Below are 16,244 nucleotides of genomic sequence, written 5' to 3'. Positions count from 1 at the left end.
GGGGGATGGGGGCGCTGCCCCTGCGACAAAGCAGGCTTTGTCGCTGCCCCGGAGTATTTTGAGAAAGATGAAGGGCAGGGCGGGGTGCCGCCCTGCCGCTTGAAACCGTCGCGATCAGACGAAGAACTGACCGCCGTTCGCGGTGATCGTCGAGCCATTGATGAAGCCCGCGTCATCGGAGGCGAGGAAGACCACGCAGCGCGCGATTTCCTCCGGCTCGCCCAGGCGGCCTGCGGGGATCTGGCCGATGATGGCTTCGCGGACCTTCTCCGGCACGGCCATGACCATGTCGGTGGCGATGTAGCCGGGGCAGATGGCGTTGGCGGTGATGCCCTTGGCCGCGCCTTCCTGCGCGAGGCTTTTCACGATGCCCAGATCGCCGGCCTTGGTGGCGGCATAGTTGACCTGACCAAACTGGCCCTTTTGTCCGTTGATCGAGGAGATCACGACAACCCGGCCGAAGCCGCGCTCGCGCATGCCGGGCCAGCAGGGGTGGATGGTGTTGAAGACACCGGTGAGGTTGGTGTCGACGACCTCTTTCCACTGCTCCGGCGTCATCTTGTGGAAGGGCGCGTCGCGGGTGATGCCCGCGTTGGCGACAATCACGTCGATCGGGCCGACCTCTGCCTCGACCTTGGCGATGCCTTCCTTGGAGGCCTCGTAGTCGGCGGCGTTCCACTTGTAGGTCTTGATGCCGGTTTCCTCGGTGAACTTGGCCGCGGCCTCGTCATTGCCGGCATAGGTGGCGGCCACCTGATACCCTGCGTCTTTCAATGCCTTGGAGATCGCCGCGCCGATGCCGCGGGACCCTCCGGTGACCAATGCTGTCCGTGCCATGGTATCTCCTCTTGGAATAGCCGTTGAGTAATGCTGTTACCCATTCAGCGGGTGATGCGCAACATTGTTGCGCGACCAAATTGGCGTTTCCGTCCTGATTCTTTGTCGCACCCGGGCTTTACCATACGTCACCGTAAAGCAAAGAAGGGCACCCTTTCGGGTGCCCTTTTCGGCATGTGTTGGATTGTCGCGGCTGCGATCAGGGGCGTTCGACACACATGGCGACGCCCATGCCGCCGCCGATGCAGAGCGTGGCGAGGCCCTTCTTGGCGCCGCGGCGCTTCATTTCGAAGAGCAGAGTGTTCAGGACGCGGGCACCGGAGGCCCCGATCGGGTGGCCGATGGCGATGGCGCCGCCGTTCACGTTCACGATCGACGGATCCCAGCCCATGTCCTTGTTCACCGCGCAGGCCTGGGCGGCGAAGGCTTCGTTGGCTTCGACCAGGTCGAGGTCTTCGGGCTTCCAGCCTGCCTTTTCCAGCGCCTTGCGCGAGGCGTAGATCGGGCCGACACCCATGATCGACGGGTCGAGACCGGCCGTGGCGTAGGAAACGATGCGGGCCAGCGGTTCGATGCCGCGCTTTTCGGCCTCCTCGGCGGACATCAGCAGGGCGCCAGCCGCGCCGTCGTTGATGCCGGAGGCATTGGCCGCGGTGACCGATCCGTCCTTGGTGAAGGCGGGGCGCAGTTTCTGCATCGCCTCAAGCGTCGCGCCGTGGCGGATGTATTCATCCTGATCGACGACGGTTTCGCCCTTGCGGGTCTTGACGGTGAAGGGGACGATTTCATCGGCGAACTTGCCCGCCTTCTGTGCGGCCTCGGCCTTGTTCTGCGACTGGACGGCGAATTCGTCCTGCATGTCGCGGCTGATCTGCCATTTTTCGGCAACGTTTTCAGCGGTCTGGCCCATGTGGTAGCCGTTGAAGGCGTCCCAGAGGCCGTCCTTGATCATGCTGTCGATGTATTTCACGTCGCCCATTTTGTGGCCCGCGCGCAGGTGTGCGACATGGGGCGACAGCGACATGCTTTCCTGCCCGCCGGCGGCGACGATGGATGCATCACCCAGCTGGATGTGCTGGGCGGCGAGGGCGACGGCGCGGAGGCCGGAGCCGCAGACCTGGTTGATGCCCCAGGCGGCGGAGGCTTCGGGGAGGCCCGCGTTGATATGGGCCTGGCGGGCGGGGTTCTGGCCCTGGCCGCCGGTCAGCACCTGACCGAGAATGGTTTCAGAGACCTCTCCGGCCTCGATCCCCGCGCGCTTGACCAGTTCGGCCAGCACGGCGGCGCCGAGATCATGGGCAGGGGTTGTTGCGAATGAGCCGAGAAAGGATCCGACGGGCGTACGCGCTGCGGATGCGATGACGACATTGGTCATGATGTGGTCCTCCACCTGATTTGACGCAGGAGATTCTCCCCCCACGCCTCCATGCAGGTGACGTAACGCAAATCCGGCGATATCTCAACATGCTGCGCTGCCGCACGTTGTTCGCACCTGCCGAAGGCTCAGGTGCCGGTGGCGCGGGCCTCCTCCCTCCAGGGGGGGTGGATGGTGGGGGCGGCGTAGTAGTAGCCCTGCAGGCAATCGACCCCGGCGGCTGTCAGCCAGGCGGCGTCCTCGCCATTTTCGACCTGTTCGGCGATGGTCAGCATGTCCATCTGCCGGGCGATGGCGATCAGGGAGCTGGCCAGGACCTGATTGTCCGGATCATGGGCCACGCCATGGATGAACTGCCCGTCGATCTTGAGCACGTCGAAGAGGAAATTCCGCAGGTAGCGGAAGGAGGTGTAGCCCGCGCCGAAATCATCCAGGGCAAAGCCGATGCCGTGGCGGCGCATCTGGGCCATGAAGGCGGTGACCAGTTCCGGGATCAGCATGGCGGAGCTTTCGGTGATTTCGAGGATCAGCCGTTCGCCGACGGTCGCATCGCGCATCAGCCCCTTGCGCAGGGTCTTCATCCAGTGGGGGTAGCCGATGGAGCGGGCGGACATGTTGATCGCCAGCCTGAGATCGGGTTGGCGGGCCAGTTCCAGCAGCCCGAGGTTGAGCGCGGCGCTGTCGATCCGGCGGCCGATTTCCGTCGCCTCGACCGACTGGATGAAATCCCGGGCGGGGATGATCCGGCCGGTTTCGTCGTAGATGCGAATCAGCCCCTCGTAGAAGGCGACCCGATCCGTGCCCCCGGCGGGGATTACCGGCTGATAGGCGAGGGCGATGTTGCGGTGGCGCAGCGCCGCGTCCACCATGGCGATCACCCCATGATCCCGTGTCGCCACGGCGTAGCTGAGCGGATCGAGGTGATCCGCCATGATATCCGCGAATGTGCCCCTGTGCGTCTCCGTCATCTCGCCCTCCACCAGGTTGGGAGGAGAGTGCCTGGGCCGGGTTAAAATCGTGATAAGGCGGTCAGCTGTCGCCGGAGGCGAGAAGGGCGTCGAAAATGGCGCGGGCGCTGTCGCTGGACCAGTCGGCGGTGCCGGTCAGGCGGGCGATCTCCTGTCCTTCGCGGTCGAGAATCACCGAAACCGGCAGACCCAGCACCCCGGCGGCACGGCCGAGGGCGGCGCGCGGGTCGCGGTATTTGGGAAGGGTGCTGACGCCGATGTCTTCAAAGAACTTGTCGATGGCGGGCGGGGCGTTCGGACCGGTGGCAACGGTCACGACGGCGAGGCCCCTGTCGGAATAATCCTGGGCCAGGGTTTCCAGCGTCGGCATTTCCTCGCGGCAGGGGGCGCACCAGAGGGCCCAGAAGTTCACCAGAACCACTTTGCCCTGATAGGCGGCGAGGCTGGTCTTGCCCTCCGGCCCTTCGAATTCGGCCGTGCTGAAGGACTTCGGTTCGGAATGGACGACCAGTTTCTTCATGTCGCCGTCGCGCAGATCGGCAATGCCTTCGGCCGTGGCGAGGTTTGCAGTGAGGATCATCCCCGTATAAAGGAGCGCGGTGAGCCAGTTTCTCATAATTCCTCCAGCGGGTGGCCAATGACCGATCAAAGTTCGAACCAGATGTGGGGTGGCCGTTTTGCCGCCGGACCCGATGCGATCATGGAGGCGATCAATGCCTCTATCGGGTTCGATCAGCGCATGGCCGCACAAGACATCGCGGGCTCGCGCGCCCATGCCGCCATGCTGGCTGCAACAGGCATCGTCAGCGATAGCGATGCGGAGGCGATGAGGGAAGGACTTCTCACGATCTTGTCAGAGATCAAGGGCGGCACATTCGCCTTTTCGACCGCGCTGGAAGACATCCACATGAATGTCGAGGCGCGGCTGAAAGAGGTGATCGGCGAACCGGCCGGGCGGCTGCACACCGGGCGGTCGCGGAACGACCAGGTGGCGACGGATTTCCGCCTCTGGACACGCGATCAGGTGGATGCGGCCATCGAAGGGTTGCAGGCCCTGATGAAGGCTCTGCTGATGCAGGCGGGGGCCGGGGCGGATTGGGTCATGCCCGGTTTCACCCACCTTCAGACCGCGCAGCCGGTGACATGGGGCCATCACATGATGGCCTATGTGGAGATGTTTTCCCGCGATCTCAGCCGCTTCCGCGACGCGCGGGCGCGGATGAACGAATCCCCCCTCGGCGCGGCGGCGCTGGCCGGGACGTCCTTTCCGATCGACCGGCAGATGACGGCGGAGGCGCTTGGCTTCGACCGGCCGATGGCCAATTCTCTGGACGCAGTGTCTGACCGTGACTTCGCGCTGGAGTTCCTCGGCGCGTCCTCGATCTGCGCCATGCACCTTTCCCGGATGGCGGAAGAGCTGGTGATCTGGTCCTCGGCGCAGTTCCGGTTTGTCACGCTCAGCGACCGGTTCTCGACCGGGTCGTCCATCATGCCGCAAAAGAAGAACCCCGATGCGGCAGAGCTGATCCGGGCCAAGATCGGGCGGATCTTCGGGGCGAACGTGGCGCTGACCATGGTCATGAAGGGGCTGCCGCTGGCCTATTCAAAGGACATGCAGGAAGACAAGGAACAGGTTTTTGACGCCGCCGACAACCTGATGCTGGCGCTGGCGGCGATGACCGGAATGGTCACGGACATGACCGCCAACCGCGCGGCGCTGGAGGCCGCGGCGGGCTCGGGCTTCTCCACCGCGACGGATCTGGCGGATTGGCTGGTGCGGGCGCTGAACATGCCGTTCCGCGACGCGCATCACGTGACCGGCGCGCTGGTGGCCATGGCGGAGGGCAAGGGCTGCGACCTGCCGGATCTGACGCTGGCGGACATGCAGTCGGTCCATGCGGACATCACCGACGAGGTCTTTGGCGTGCTGGGCGTGCACAACTCCGTCGCGTCGCGCACTTCCTATGGCGGCACCTCGCCCAAGCGGGTCCTCGAACAGGTCGCGCGCTGGAAAGAGGTGTTGGGGTGATGCGTATAGTGGTCCTCATCCTCTTTGCCTTTTTCGTCGCGCTGGTCGGGGCCTGCGGTGTGGATGGCGAGCCGGAAAAGCCGGAGGCCGAACCCCGGAGCGGCATCACCGTCTCGGGCCGCGCGGCGGTCGGGGTGATCTTCTGATGTCCCTGCTGCGGATGCTCTATCTGGCATTGGCGGTCTGGGGGACGGTGCATCCGATGATGCTGATGCTGGGCTGGATGTCCGAAACGGGCTTGGGTGTCACCGGCCTCTTCGCCGCCTGGATGGCCAACGGGGCTGTGGCCGGGCTGGCCTGGGATCTGATGATTGCCGCCGTGGCGCTGGTCCTGTGGATCCTGGCGGAGGTCTGGGTGAGGCGGAACTTCTCCGCCCTCATCGCCATCCCCGCGACCCTGCTGATCGGCGTCAGTTGCGGCTTGCCGCTCTATCTTTTTCTCAGAACAAGGCCCGTTTGAAAGGCGTTTCATGGACCATTTCCTGTATCGCGACGGCGCGCTTCACGCCGAAGACGTTCCCGTGGCCGAGATCGCGGCCGAGGTCGGGACGCCCTTCTACCTTTATTCCACCGCCACACTGACCCGGCATTTCAAGCTCTTTGACGAGGCGCTGGCCTGGGGGCCGCATATGGTCTGCTACGCGATGAAGGCGGCGTCCAATCAGGCGATCCTGCGGACGCTGGCCGATCTGGGCGCGGGCATGGACGTGGTGTCGGGCGGCGAATATGCGCGGGCGATTGCGGCAGGTGTGCCGGGCGAGCGGATCGTTTTCTCCGGCGTCGGCAAGACCGAGGAGGAGATGCGGGCGGCGCTGGCGGGCGGCATCCGGCAGTTCAACCTCGAGTCCGAGCCGGAGATGGAGCGGCTGAACCGGGTCGCCGTCGAGATGGGCGTGGTGGCGCCGGTGACGGTGCGAGTGAACCCCGATGTCGACGCCAAGACCCATGCCAAGATCGCGACCGGCAAATCCGAGAACAAGTTCGGCATCCCGATCAGCCGCGCGAAGGAGGTTTATGCCCATATCGCCCGCCTGCCGGGGCTGAAGGCCGTGGGCATCGACGTGCACATTGGCTCCCAACTCACCGATCTGGAGCCTTACCGTCTGGCCTTCCGCAAGGTGGGCGAGCTGACCGATGCGCTGCGGGCGGAAGGGCACGAGATCCTGCGCCTCGACCTCGGCGGCGGGCTGGGCATCCCCTACACGCGCGGGAACGAGGCGCCGCCGCTGCCGATGGATTACGGGCGGCTGATCCAGGAGGAGTTGGGCGACAAGGGCTGCGAGATTGAGATCGAGCCGGGGCGGCTGGTTGCGGGCAATGCCGGGATCATGGTCAGCAAGGTGGTTTATGTGAAGTCGGGCGAGGGGCGGGATTTCCTGATCCTCGACGGGGCGATGAACGATCTGATCCGTCCGGCCATGTATGATGCGCATCACGACATCGTCCCGGTCAGGGAACCGGCGGCGGGGGTGGAGTATCAGCCCTATGACATCGTTGGCCCGGTCTGCGAATCTGGCGATACCTTTGCCAAGCAGCGGATGATGCCGCCACTGACGGAGGGGGACCTCGTCGCCTTCCGCTCCGCGGGCGCATATGGCGCGGTGATGAGCAGCGAGTACAATTCCCGCCCGCTGATCCCCGAGGTCATGGTCAATGAGCATCAATTCGCTGTCATCCGCCCGCGTCCGAGCTTTGACGAGATGATAAACCGCGATACGCTACCTTCATGGCTCTAGGGCGATAACCGCCCCGCCATGAGGAGCTGATGACCGACCAGACCCGATTCACCGAAACGCTGACGCGCATTGCGCGCCCCCTGATGCTGACCCATGCCGGGCTGGTCGCGGAACGGCTGGCGCGTGCCTTCTGGCCGCTCTGGTCCGTGGTGATCCTGGCACTGGCCCTGCTGATGCTGGGCGTTCACGACATGGTGCGGGTGGAGGTCGTCTGGGGTGTCGGTGCGGCGCTGATCCTCATGGCGCTTGTGTTCGCGATCCGGGGCGGGTTGCGGTTCCGCTGGCCCCGCCGGGAGGAGGCCATCGGGCGGCTGGATGCCTCGCTGCGCGGACGGCCATTGCAGGCGCTGCGCGACGATCAGGCGATTGGCGCGGGCGATTTCGGGTCCGAAACCCTCTGGCGGGCGCATCAGGACCGGATGGCACAGCGCGCGGCCTCGGCGCGGGCGGTGGAGCCCGATCTGCGGGTTTCCTCGCGCGATATCTTCGGCCTGCGGTTCATTGCGCTGACGGTCTTCATGGTCGCAATGCTCTTCGGCTCGTTCTGGCGGGTCGGCTCGGTCACCGGCATGGCCCCGGGCGGCGGGGCCGCCCTTGCTGCGGGACCGGCCTGGGAGGGCTGGATCGAACCGCCGTTCTATACCGGCCTGCCGGTTCTTTACCTTGCTGACCTCGACGGCGAAATCCGGGTGCCGCAGGGCAGCAAGGCGACCCTGCGCCTTTACGGCGAGGTCGGGGCGCTGTCAGTGGAGCAAAGCGTCGGGACCTCCACCGAAGAGCCGACGGCCCCGGCGCAGAGTTTCCAGATGACGCAGGACGGGGAACTGGCGATCACCGGCCCCGGCGGGGAAAGCTGGCAGGTCAGCCTGACCGCGGACATGGCGCCGACGGTCACGGTGGCCGGCCCGGCGGAGGCCAGCCTGCGGGGCGAGTTCAAGCTGCCTTTCGAGGCGGCGGATGATTTCGGCGTCGAGGGCGGCGAGGCGGTTATCGAGCTGGATCTGGACGCGGTGGACCGCCGGTACGGGCTGGCGATTGATCCCGAGCCGCGCGACCCGATCCGCATGGTGATGCCGCTGCCGATCGCCGGGGACCGGACAAAGTTCCGGCAGGACCTGATCGAGGATCTGTCCCAGCACCCCTGGGCCAACATGCCGGTGACGGTGACCATCAGCGCGCGCGATGCCGCCGAGCAGGTCGGCCTGTCCGCGCCGTTCGAGACCCGCCTGTCCGCGCGCCGCTTCTTCGACCCCCTGGCAGCCGCCCTGATCGAACAGCGCCGGGATCTGCTGTGGAACCGCGACAACGCCCGCCGGATCGTGCAGGTGATGAAGGCGATCTCCTGGCAGCCGGAGGGGCTGTTCCGGAACGAGACCGCCTATCTGCGGATGCGGGTGCTGCTGCGGCGGATGGATACGATCACGCAGTATGCCAGCCTGAATGACGAGCAGGTGGAGGAAATGGCCCAGGCGCTCTGGGATCTGGCCCTGCTGATCGAGGACGGCGATCTGGAGGATGCCCGCGAACGGATGCAACGCGCGCAGGAACGCCTGTCGGAGGCGATGAAGAACGGCGCCTCGGACGAGGAAATCGCCCGCCTCATGCAGGAGCTGCGCGACGCCACGCAGGACTACATGCGGCAGTTGTCGCGCGAGGCCGCCGAGGATGGCCAGATGGGCGAGGAACTGTCGGCCGAGCAGATGGAAAATGCCATGCGCCTCAGCCAGGACGACCTGCAGGCGATGATGGACCGCATCCAGGAGCTGATGGAACAGGGCCGCATGGCCGAGGCACAGCAGGCGCTGGAAGAGTTGCAGCGCATGATGGAGAACATGCGCGTGACCCAGGGCCAGCAGGGGCAGCAGCAGTCGCCAGGCCAGCAGGCCATGGAGGGGCTGTCGGAAACCCTGCGCGACCAGCAGGGCCTGTCGGATCAGGCCTTCCGCGATCTTCAGGAACAGTTCAACCCCAATGCCAACCGTGGCGAGAGCGGCCAGAACCAGGGGCGCGACGGCAACCAGGGCCAGGGCCAGCAGCACGGACAGGGCGCCCAAGGCCAGCGCGAAGGTCAGGGGGGCGGGCAGCCGCAACCCGGGCAGGGCAATCGCCAGGGTCAGCAGTTCGGTCAGGGCCAGCAACCCGGTCAGCCGGGGCAGCAGGGACAGCCCGGCGGCGGCGGCGACCAGTCGCTGGAGGGCAATCTGGCAGATCGTCAGCAGGCCCTGCGGGACGAATTGAACCGCCAGCGCAACAACCTGCCCGGCATGAGCGGCGAGGCCGGCCGGGCCGCGCGCGAGGCGCTGGAACGGGCGGAACGCGCGATGCGCGGGGCCGAAGAGGCGCTGCGCGGCGACGACCTGGCGGAGGCGATCGACCAACAGTCCGACGCCATGGAGGCGCTGCGCGAAGGGCTGCGCAACATGGGCGAGGCCATGGCCGAGGAACAGCGCCAGCGCGGCGGACAGCAGGGTCAGGCCGATGGCAATGCCGGGGGCGAGCGCAACGATCCCCTGGGCCGTCAGGCCGGAACCAACGGCGAGATGGGCAGCCAGCAGGACATGCTGCAGGACCGCGATGTCTATCGCCGTGCGCTGGAGCTGGAAGAGGAACTGCGCCGCCGCTCTGGCGAGGGCGACCGGCCCGAGGTCGAACGCGATTACCTGAAACGTCTGCTCGAACGGTTCTGATCGCGGGGCCTGTGCCGTACCCCGTGCGTGGGGTGATCAATTGACAGCTGTCAATTCCCCGTCCCGGTCTCTGCCGGAGTCTCGTTGGCCATTTCGTCCAGCTTCTCCGCCAGGGCGGAGGCCTTGGTGTCCAGCCATCCCCGCCCCCGGTCGACCAGATCGACATAGGTGGTCATCGCCCCCTTGAGCTGCGGGATCGCATTGCCGATGGCTGGGGCCTGCAGATAGAGGATCGCGCCGACCGCAAGCAGGGCCAGGACGGCGACAAAGCTGCGGCGCGTGCTGCTGCGTTGCTGCCGGGTCACGCGTGCGTCCGCAGCGGTGCGCCCGGTGTCGCCCTTGCGGCGCAGGGTGGAATTGATTTCCTCGATATCCGGCAGGAGGTTGCGGCGGGACGACCCGGCTGCGGCGGCTGCGGCCTCCTCAGGGTCCTGCGCGGGGCCCGGGCCCTCGTCGCGGTCCTGGTCGCGCAGGCGGGCCAGACGATCCCCCGCCCGGTCTTCGCGCCGGACCGGTTCCGGCTCTCCCAGGCCCAGGTCGGGCTGGCTTTCCAGCGGGTCCTGCTCCATCCCCCGGACGCGTTCCTCGTATTCCGCTTCTTCGCGCAGGATCGACTGGACCTCGGGGGCCAGTTCCCGGCGGCGCAGCGAGACGGAGGGGCCGGGCGCGGGGGGCGCGTCCTGCTCGTCCTCCGGGTCATCGTCTTCGGGCACGTCCCCGGTGTCCTCTTCCGAAGCGGCGTCTTCCGCCGCTATCAGATCGGCAAGGCCCAGATCGTCGGTGTCCTCGTCCTCAATTTCGGGATCCGAGATGTCGGGCATGGCGGGAAGCTCGGTGTCCGCGGGATCCTGTTCCGGCTCCTTCTCCGGCAGGGCCGGATCCTCGGCCAGGGCGTTTTCTTCCTCTGCGCCTTCGGGCATGTGGTCGAGATGATACTGATACCAGGTGTCGCCGCAGTTCGAACATTGGACATCGCGCCCGGTGGTCGGGATCACCTCGTCGGGCACCTCGTATTCGGCGCCGCAGTTTGGACATGTCAGTCGCATGAATCTCCGCCCGTTCCAGGCCTTCACAGTAGCTCGATATGGCTTATTTTGTATATGCTCTGGCGCAAAACGCAATCGCCGGTCGGACGCGCGCGATTGAAACCTCCCTCGGTCTGGTGCAGAAACGTCGCGGAAACCGGGGGCGGGACGTGATCGAGCTAGAGAATGTGGCCTATAGCTACGGCGGTGGCGAATTGCTGAGCGATGTCTCTCTCAAGCTGGCCCCGGGCAGTTTCCATTTCCTGACCGGGCCGTCGGGCTCCGGCAAGACCACGTTCCTCAAACTCTGCTACGGCGCACTTGTGCCCACCTCGGGCCATGCGCGGATATTCGAGCAGGACCTGCGCGAGATGACGCGCGAGGATATCGCTCTGGCGCGGCGGCGGATCGGCGTGGTGCATCAGGACTGCCAGTTCCTCGATCATCTCTCCATGGCCGACAATGTCGCGCTGCCGTTGACCGTCGCGGGCCATGATGTCCAGGCCGAGGCGCAGAACCTGGCGGAGCTGCTGGCCTGGTGCGGGCTGACCCCGCGGGCCAATGCCCTGCCGCCGCAGCTGTCCGGGGGCGAACGGCAGCGTGCCGCCCTGGCCCGGGCGGTGATCCTGTCGCCGGATGTGATCCTGGCGGATGAACCGACCGGCAATGTCGACTGGGAGATGTCGCAGCGCCTGCTGAAACTGCTGGTCGAGCTCAACCGAATGGGCAAGACGGTAATGATCGCCACGCATGATCTGGGCCTGATCCGGGCGGCGAAACAGCAGGTTCAGGCGCGGGTGCTGCGGATCTCCAACCGGCGGTTGCAGCTGGCGGGGGCCGATCTATGAGGGCGCCGCGCTTCCTGGCCAATGCGCTGGCCGCCGATGCCTCCGCTGACCGTGTGGTGCCGCCCTCGGGCTTCACCGCGCATCTGACGCTCTTCACCTCCGGTGTCATGGCCTTTCTGGCGGTCTTCGCCCTGGCCCTGTCGCTGGCGACCGGGCGGCTGGCCGACAGATGGGGGGAGGAGCTGGCCCATGCCTCCACCCTGCGCATCTCCGCGCCCGAAGGCCAGATGGCGGCCCAGACCGAGGCGGCGCTGCGCGTGCTGTCGACGACCGAAGGGATCGCCAGCGCCCGGGCCCTGACGACCGAGGAACAGCGCGCCTTGCTGGCGCCGTGGTTCGGGCCGGATGTGCCGGTCGAGGACCTGCCGGTGCCGCAGCTGATCGAGGTGATCGAGACGCCGGAGGGGTACGACGCGGCGGGGTTGCGGATGCGCCTTTCGGCCGAGGCGCCGGGCGCGGTGCTGGACGATCACACGCGCTGGCGCCGTCCGCTCATCGCGGCGGCGAACCGGCTCCGGGCGCTCGGGCTGATCTCCATCCTATTGATCGGGGGGGCGATGGCGGCGATGATCACCCTGGCGGCCAATGCGGCCTTGGCGGCCAATGCCCAGGTGATCGAGGTGCTGCGCCTGGTCGGGGCGCAGGACAGCTATATCGCCGGGGCCTTCGTGCGCCGGTTCACCATGCGGACCCTGGCGGGCGCCACGGTCGGCGGGGTGGCGGGTATGCTGGCCGTTCTGGCCCTGCCGTCACAGGCGGAGGCCGGGTTTCTGACCGGGCTTGGGTTCCAAGGGGCGGAATGGCTCTGGCTTCTTCTGCTGCCGCCGGTGGCGGGGCTGGTGGCTTTTCTGGCAACCCGCCGCGCCGCCCTGCGGGTTCTGGGAGCGTTGAGCTGATGCAATATGTCCTGTCGCTGATCTTCATCGGGCAGATGTATCTGTCCATGCTGGTGCTGGCCGTGGCCTATCTGCCCTTTGTGCTGGTGGACCGCCGGTTTGCCTACAGCGCCGTCCACACCTATTGCAGATGGATCCGCTGGACGGCCCACCATATCGTCGGGCTGAGATCCGAGGTGCGCGGGCAGGTGCCCGAGGCGGAGGTCATCGTCGCCTCCAAACACCAGAGCTTCTTCGACATCATCCTGCTGGTCAGCGTGCTGCCACGCCCGAAGTTCATCATGAAATCCAGCCTGCGCTTCGCCCCGATCGTCGGCTGGTATGCCAATCGCATCGGCTGTGTCCCGGTCAACCGGGGCAAGCGGGCCGAGGCGATCCGCCAGATGATGGACGCGGTCACCTCCGGCGACGCGCCAGCCGGGCAGCTGGTGATCTTTCCCCAGGGCACGCGCGTCGCGCCCTTCAGCTATCTGCCCTACAAGATCGGCACCTTCGTGATCTACAGCGCCACCGGGCAACCCTGCGTCCCGGCGGCGACCAATGTCGGCATCTTCTGGCCGCGCCGTGGCATTCTGCGCAAACCCGGCCTGGCCGTTGTGGAGTTTCTGGAACCAATCGAGCCGGGGCTCGACCGCGAAACCTTCATGAAACGGCTGGAGGCGGATGTCGAAGTGGCCAGCGACAAGCTGATGACGGACGAGGCGCTGCCGCTGGCCTGACGCTGGCCTGATGCCGCAGCGCGCGGCGATCCCGTCCACTTTTCCAGAAATACTCCCGCCGGAGGCACTGCGGCCCGGAGCCTCGATGGCTCCGGGCCGCATCATTCCTGTCCGATGCCCAAGGGGCGGTCAGCTGTGGATCGGCCCGTCCCCGCAGGCGAGCGCCGCTTCGCGCACCGCTTCGGAATAGGTGGGGTGGGCGTGGCAGGTCAGCGCGAGGTCCTGGGCGGAGGCGCCGAATTCCATCGCGACGCAGACCTCGTGGATCAGGTCGCCCGCCGCCGGGCCCACGATATGGGCGCCGAGAATGCGGTCGGTTTCCTTGTCGGCCAGGATCTTGACGAAGCCCTCGGCGGCAAAGATCGCCTTGGCCCGCGCATTGCCCATGAAGGAGAACTTGCCCGCCTTGTACTTGCGGCCCTCTTCTTTCAGCTGGTCTTCGGTCTTGCCGACGCTGGCGACCTCGGGGTGGGTGTAGATGACGCCGGGGATGACGTCATAGTTCACGTGACCATGCTTGCCCGCGATGACCTCGGCCACCGCCATGCCCTCGTCCTCGGCCTTGTGGGCCAGCATCGGGCCGGTGATGGCGTCGCCGATGGCGTAGATGCCGTTGACAGCTGTCGACCAGTGGTTGTCGGTCTTCACCTGGCCCCGGTCGGTCAGCTCCACCCCCAGGTCGGCGAGGCCCAGGCCGTCGGTATAGGGCTTGCGGCCGGTGGCGATCAGGACGGTGTCGGCATCCAGCTGGTGTTCGCTGTCGTCCTTGCGCAGCTTGTAGGTCAGCTTGGCCTTGCCACGCGAGGTGGCGACGGATTGCACGGCGGCGCCGAGTATGAACTCCATCCCCTGTTTCTTGAGCAGTTTCTGAAGGTTGCGCTGCACCTCCTTGTCCATGCCGGGGGTGATATGGTCGAGGAATTCGATCACCGTCACCTCGGTGCCGAGCCGGGCGTAGACCGAGCCCATTTCCAGCCCGATCACACCGGCGCCGACAACGATCATCTTCTTCGGGATCTTGCCGAGCGCCAGGGCGCCGGTGGAGGAGACGACGGTTTTCTCGTCGATCTCGATACCGGGCAGGGAGGCGGGTTCGGAGCCGGTGGCGATGATGATGTTCTTGGCCTCATGGACCTCGTCCCCGACCTTGACCTTGCCGGCCTCGGGGATGGAGCCCCAGCCCTTGAGCCAGTCGATTTTGTTCTTCTTGAACAGAAATTCGATGCCGCCGGTGTTCTGGTCGACGACGGATTGCTTGTACTCCTGCATCACCTTCCAGTCGACGGAGGGGGCCTTGCCCTTGAGGCCCATGGTGGCGAAGTTATGCTCTGCCTCATGCAGCTGGTGCGTGGCGTGAAGCAAGGCCTTCGACGGGATGCAGCCGACGTTCAGGCAGGTGCCGCCCAGGGTTTCGCGGCCCTCGACGCAGGCGGTTTTCAGGCCCAGCTGGGCGCAGCGGATGGCGGCGACATAGCCGCCGGGGCCTGCGCCGATCACGATCACATCATAGGCTGCCATGGGGGTCTCCTTCGGGGTTTTGCGACGTCGGTATCACGTCGGTATTGTGTCGGTGTTGCGTCGGTTTTTGAAGGGGGAGAGGCGCTGCCTCTCTTGGCCCGTGCCGGGCCAATTCACTCCGAGATATTTTTGGCAAAAAGAACTTCATGTCAGGGCTGACAGGAGCATCAGGGTGGTCGCCGCGAGACCGGTGAGCCAGATGAGGCTGCGCCAGGGCACCCAGCCAAAGATGTAGGCGGGGATGTAGAGCACCCGGGCGGCGAGGTAGATCCAGGCGCAGGCGGCGGTGAAGGCGGTCGATCCGGCATGGGCGGTCACGAGGGCGGCGATGGCGAAGAGGAGAAGGCCCTCGAAGTGGTTGTTCATCGCCCGCTGGATGCGGCCGGGTTTGCCGGTGAGTTCGATCTTTTCGTCGCGGGGTTTGAGGGCGGCCTTGCGACCGGCCTGGGACTGACCGGCCACCGAATACATCGCGATCTGGATGACCTGCAGCAGGGCGGCGAGGGTGAGGGCGGTGAGTTCGGGGGTCATCAGAACAGGCTCCGGACGATCATGGCGAAGGTGGCGACGAGGCCGGTGGTGTAGATCAGGCTGCGCCAGGGCACCCAGCCAAAGGCATAGGCGGGCAGGTAGAGGGCGCGGGCGGCGACAAAGACCCAGGCGGCGGTGGCGGTCAGCAGGCCGTTGCTTTCGGTCAGTTCCACCAGCACCACCGCGATGATGAAGGGGCCGATGTTTTCGGTGTGGTTGGCGAGCGCCCGGCGCAGGCGATTGGTCCGGGTCGACAGGTTCAGATCGCCGTCGCGGGGGGCGACGTTGCCCGCCTTGCCGATGTCGTCGGTCAGGCATTTCTGCGACCAGCCGACGGCGGCGAGGTGGATGAATGCGGTGGCGGCGAGGGCGGCGAGTTCTGGGGTCATGCGGTGGCCAGGAAGTGAGCGGTGGAGGCGGTGACCTGCGAGGGGCGGCCATGGGTGTCGGCGGTGGCGCGCGTCAGCCAGCCTTCGGCCTTGGCGCGGTCGTTGACCTCGAAGAGGGCCCAGACGGCGGTGGTGTCCTCGGTCCAGAGCTGGAGGCGGGTGAGACCGGCCAGCGCCTGATCCTCGGTATCGGCGGTGAGGGCGGCGAGGGTCGCCGCGGTGTCGGTGCTGGTGAGCTGGCAGAGGAGTTGAAGGGGCATGGGGCGGCTCCGGTTGTCGGGGTCAGAGGGCCAGAAGGTAGAGCCAGAGGGTCATCGCGAAACCCACGAGCCAGACAATGGTGCGGAGATAGGCGATGCCCATGGCGTAGATCACGACATAGGCGATGCGGGCCAGCAGGAAGAGCGTGGCGGCCAAGGTGGCGCTGCCCGGGGTTTCCGGCATCTGGGCGAGGATCAGGATCGCCGGGGCGACGAGGGCGAGGGCGACGACGGAGTTCATCTGCGCCCGGTCGAGACGGCCCGCGAGGCCGGTGAGGGAGGGCAGGCTTTCGCGGTTGCCGGCAAGCTGGGAGAAGTCGAGCTTCTGCGCGGCGGCGAGGACCTGCAGGAGGATCGTGGCGAGGACCACGATGCCGTAGATGGCGAGGATGGTGGTGAGGGTCATGGGGTGGGTCCTTTCGGGGT

The 16,244-nt window shown here is 66.4% G+C and carries 18 protein-coding genes; 8 read left to right on the top strand and 10 right to left on the bottom strand.

What is annotated here, in order from left to right; all coding sequences use genetic code 11:
• Positions 1-114: 114 nt before the first annotated feature.
• The 4 genes from phbB to ACFC2Y_RS10745 form a co-directional block, all read right to left on the bottom strand.
• Positions 115-837: an acetoacetyl-CoA reductase gene (gene phbB / locus ACFC2Y_RS10760; RefSeq protein WP_375174486.1), complete on the bottom strand. Its 723-nt coding sequence runs from the start codon at positions 835-837 to the stop codon at positions 115-117.
• A gap of 199 nt (positions 838-1,036) precedes the next feature.
• Positions 1,037-2,212, bottom strand: a complete 1,176-nt coding sequence (locus ACFC2Y_RS10755; RefSeq protein WP_375174487.1) for an acetyl-CoA C-acetyltransferase — start codon at positions 2,210-2,212, stop codon at positions 1,037-1,039.
• A 128-nt stretch (positions 2,213-2,340) separates the two neighbouring features.
• A complete protein-coding gene (locus tag ACFC2Y_RS10750) occupies positions 2,341-3,180 on the bottom strand; it encodes an EAL domain-containing protein (RefSeq protein WP_375174488.1) in 840 nt (279 codons plus the stop codon).
• Positions 3,181-3,241: 61 nt separating this feature from the next.
• Positions 3,242-3,796, bottom strand: a complete 555-nt coding sequence (locus tag ACFC2Y_RS10745) for a TlpA disulfide reductase family protein (protein ID WP_375174489.1) — start codon at positions 3,794-3,796, stop codon at positions 3,242-3,244.
• 21 nt (positions 3,797-3,817) lie between these two features.
• On the opposite strand from ACFC2Y_RS10745, the gene argH reads away from it, so the two are divergent.
• Genes argH through ACFC2Y_RS10720 form a run of 5 tightly spaced genes read left to right on the top strand, consistent with a single transcriptional unit; the run spans position 3,818 to position 9,632 of the window.
• Positions 3,818-5,209, top strand: coding sequence for an argininosuccinate lyase (argH, locus tag ACFC2Y_RS10740; protein ID WP_375174490.1), 1,392 nt, complete (start codon positions 3,818-3,820; stop codon positions 5,207-5,209).
• Positions 5,209-5,355 carry a hypothetical protein gene (locus tag ACFC2Y_RS10735; RefSeq protein ID WP_375174491.1) on the top strand — a complete coding sequence of 49 codons (147 nt, stop codon included), beginning with the start codon at positions 5,209-5,211 and terminating at the stop codon, positions 5,353-5,355. Before argH ends, ACFC2Y_RS10735 begins: the two co-directional genes overlap by 1 nt.
• Positions 5,355-5,669: a DUF2834 domain-containing protein gene (locus ACFC2Y_RS10730; protein ID WP_375174492.1), complete on the top strand. Its 315-nt coding sequence runs from the start codon at positions 5,355-5,357 to the stop codon at positions 5,667-5,669. The genes ACFC2Y_RS10735 and ACFC2Y_RS10730 overlap by 1 nt, the downstream gene beginning before the upstream one ends.
• 10 nt (positions 5,670-5,679) lie before the next feature.
• The gene (gene lysA / locus ACFC2Y_RS10725) at positions 5,680-6,945 is read left to right on the top strand and encodes a diaminopimelate decarboxylase (RefSeq protein WP_375174493.1); all 1,266 of its coding nucleotides are present in this window, start codon (positions 5,680-5,682) and stop codon (positions 6,943-6,945) included.
• Positions 6,946-6,974: 29 nt separating this feature from the next.
• Positions 6,975-9,632: a DUF4175 domain-containing protein gene (locus ACFC2Y_RS10720; protein WP_375174494.1), complete on the top strand. Its 2,658-nt coding sequence runs from the start codon at positions 6,975-6,977 to the stop codon at positions 9,630-9,632.
• Between the two features lie 50 nt (positions 9,633-9,682).
• Here the strand turns inward: ACFC2Y_RS10720 and ACFC2Y_RS10715 are convergent, their stop codons facing one another.
• Complete coding sequence (locus tag ACFC2Y_RS10715) at positions 9,683-10,678, bottom strand: zinc-ribbon domain-containing protein (protein ID WP_375174495.1); 996 nt, start codon at positions 10,676-10,678, stop codon at positions 9,683-9,685.
• A gap of 149 nt (positions 10,679-10,827) precedes the next feature.
• Here ACFC2Y_RS10715 and ACFC2Y_RS10710 point away from each other — a divergent pair, with 149 nt between their 5' ends.
• The 3 genes from ACFC2Y_RS10710 to ACFC2Y_RS10700 are packed head-to-tail and all read left to right on the top strand — an operon-like array spanning position 10,828 to position 13,120.
• Positions 10,828-11,505, top strand: a complete 678-nt coding sequence (locus ACFC2Y_RS10710; RefSeq protein ID WP_375174984.1) for a cell division ATP-binding protein FtsE — start codon at positions 10,828-10,830, stop codon at positions 11,503-11,505.
• Entirely contained in the window at positions 11,502-12,401 is a 900-nt protein-coding gene (locus ACFC2Y_RS10705; protein WP_375174496.1) for a cell division protein FtsX, read from the top strand. The genes ACFC2Y_RS10710 and ACFC2Y_RS10705 overlap by 4 nt, the downstream gene beginning before the upstream one ends.
• Complete coding sequence (locus ACFC2Y_RS10700) at positions 12,401-13,120, top strand: lysophospholipid acyltransferase family protein (RefSeq protein WP_375174497.1); 720 nt, start codon at positions 12,401-12,403, stop codon at positions 13,118-13,120. Before ACFC2Y_RS10705 ends, ACFC2Y_RS10700 begins: the two co-directional genes overlap by 1 nt.
• A gap of 129 nt (positions 13,121-13,249) precedes the next feature.
• Here ACFC2Y_RS10700 and lpdA read toward each other — a convergent pair whose 3' ends face one another.
• The 5 genes from lpdA to ACFC2Y_RS10675 all read right to left on the bottom strand — a co-directional run bounded on the left by lpdA (position 13,250) and on the right by ACFC2Y_RS10675 (position 16,224).
• Entirely contained in the window at positions 13,250-14,638 is a 1,389-nt protein-coding gene (gene lpdA / locus ACFC2Y_RS10695) for a dihydrolipoyl dehydrogenase (RefSeq protein WP_375174498.1), read from the bottom strand.
• Between the two features lie 144 nt (positions 14,639-14,782).
• A complete protein-coding gene (locus ACFC2Y_RS10690) occupies positions 14,783-15,169 on the bottom strand; it encodes an MAPEG family protein (RefSeq protein ID WP_375174499.1) in 387 nt (128 codons plus the stop codon).
• The gene (locus ACFC2Y_RS10685; protein WP_375174500.1) at positions 15,169-15,558 is read right to left on the bottom strand and encodes an MAPEG family protein; all 390 of its coding nucleotides are present in this window, start codon (positions 15,556-15,558) and stop codon (positions 15,169-15,171) included. The genes ACFC2Y_RS10690 and ACFC2Y_RS10685 overlap by 1 nt, the downstream gene beginning before the upstream one ends.
• Positions 15,555-15,818, bottom strand: coding sequence for a hypothetical protein (locus ACFC2Y_RS10680; protein WP_375174501.1), 264 nt, complete (start codon positions 15,816-15,818; stop codon positions 15,555-15,557). Before ACFC2Y_RS10680 ends, ACFC2Y_RS10685 begins: the two co-directional genes overlap by 4 nt.
• A 22-nt stretch (positions 15,819-15,840) precedes the next feature.
• Entirely contained in the window at positions 15,841-16,224 is a 384-nt protein-coding gene (locus ACFC2Y_RS10675; RefSeq protein WP_375174502.1) for an MAPEG family protein, read from the bottom strand.
• Positions 16,225-16,244 lie beyond the last annotated feature (20 nt).

Source organism: Pseudooceanicola sp., from assembly GCF_041987405.1.
Lineage (GTDB): Bacteria > Pseudomonadota > Alphaproteobacteria > Rhodobacterales > Rhodobacteraceae > Pseudooceanicola.
This window is presented reverse-complemented; position numbering and strand designations above follow the sequence as displayed.

Excerpts from the sequence above, each read along its gene's own strand:
- ACFC2Y_RS10680 (WP_375174501.1), bottom strand. The coding sequence starts at position 15,818 with ATGCCCCTTCAACTCCTCTGCCAGCTCACCAGCACCGACACCGCGGCG.
- ACFC2Y_RS10720 (WP_375174494.1), top strand. The coding sequence starts at position 6,975 with ATGACCGACCAGACCCGATTCACCGAAACGCTGACGCGCATTGCGCGC.
- ACFC2Y_RS10700 (WP_375174497.1), top strand. The coding sequence starts at position 12,401 with ATGCAATATGTCCTGTCGCTGATCTTCATCGGGCAGATGTATCTGTCC.
- ACFC2Y_RS10705 (WP_375174496.1), top strand. The coding sequence starts at position 11,502 with ATGAGGGCGCCGCGCTTCCTGGCCAATGCGCTGGCCGCCGATGCCTCC.
- ACFC2Y_RS10675 (WP_375174502.1), bottom strand. The coding sequence starts at position 16,224 with ATGACCCTCACCACCATCCTCGCCATCTACGGCATCGTGGTCCTCGCC.
- lysA (WP_375174493.1), top strand. The coding sequence starts at position 5,680 with ATGGACCATTTCCTGTATCGCGACGGCGCGCTTCACGCCGAAGACGTT.
- ACFC2Y_RS10685 (WP_375174500.1), bottom strand. The coding sequence starts at position 15,558 with ATGACCCCAGAACTCGCCGCCCTCGCCGCCACCGCATTCATCCACCTC.
- lpdA (WP_375174498.1), bottom strand. The coding sequence starts at position 14,638 with ATGGCAGCCTATGATGTGATCGTGATCGGCGCAGGCCCCGGCGGCTAT.
- ACFC2Y_RS10715 (WP_375174495.1), bottom strand. The coding sequence starts at position 10,678 with ATGCGACTGACATGTCCAAACTGCGGCGCCGAATACGAGGTGCCCGAC.
- ACFC2Y_RS10755 (WP_375174487.1), bottom strand. The coding sequence starts at position 2,212 with ATGACCAATGTCGTCATCGCATCCGCAGCGCGTACGCCCGTCGGATCC.
- ACFC2Y_RS10745 (WP_375174489.1), bottom strand. The coding sequence starts at position 3,796 with ATGAGAAACTGGCTCACCGCGCTCCTTTATACGGGGATGATCCTCACT.
- ACFC2Y_RS10730 (WP_375174492.1), top strand. The coding sequence starts at position 5,355 with ATGTCCCTGCTGCGGATGCTCTATCTGGCATTGGCGGTCTGGGGGACG.
- argH (WP_375174490.1), top strand. The coding sequence starts at position 3,818 with ATGACCGATCAAAGTTCGAACCAGATGTGGGGTGGCCGTTTTGCCGCC.
- ACFC2Y_RS10735 (WP_375174491.1), top strand. The coding sequence starts at position 5,209 with ATGCGTATAGTGGTCCTCATCCTCTTTGCCTTTTTCGTCGCGCTGGTC.
- phbB (WP_375174486.1), bottom strand. The coding sequence starts at position 837 with ATGGCACGGACAGCATTGGTCACCGGAGGGTCCCGCGGCATCGGCGCG.
- ACFC2Y_RS10750 (WP_375174488.1), bottom strand. The coding sequence starts at position 3,180 with ATGACGGAGACGCACAGGGGCACATTCGCGGATATCATGGCGGATCAC.
- ACFC2Y_RS10690 (WP_375174499.1), bottom strand. The coding sequence starts at position 15,169 with ATGACCCCCGAACTCACCGCCCTCACCCTCGCCGCCCTGCTGCAGGTC.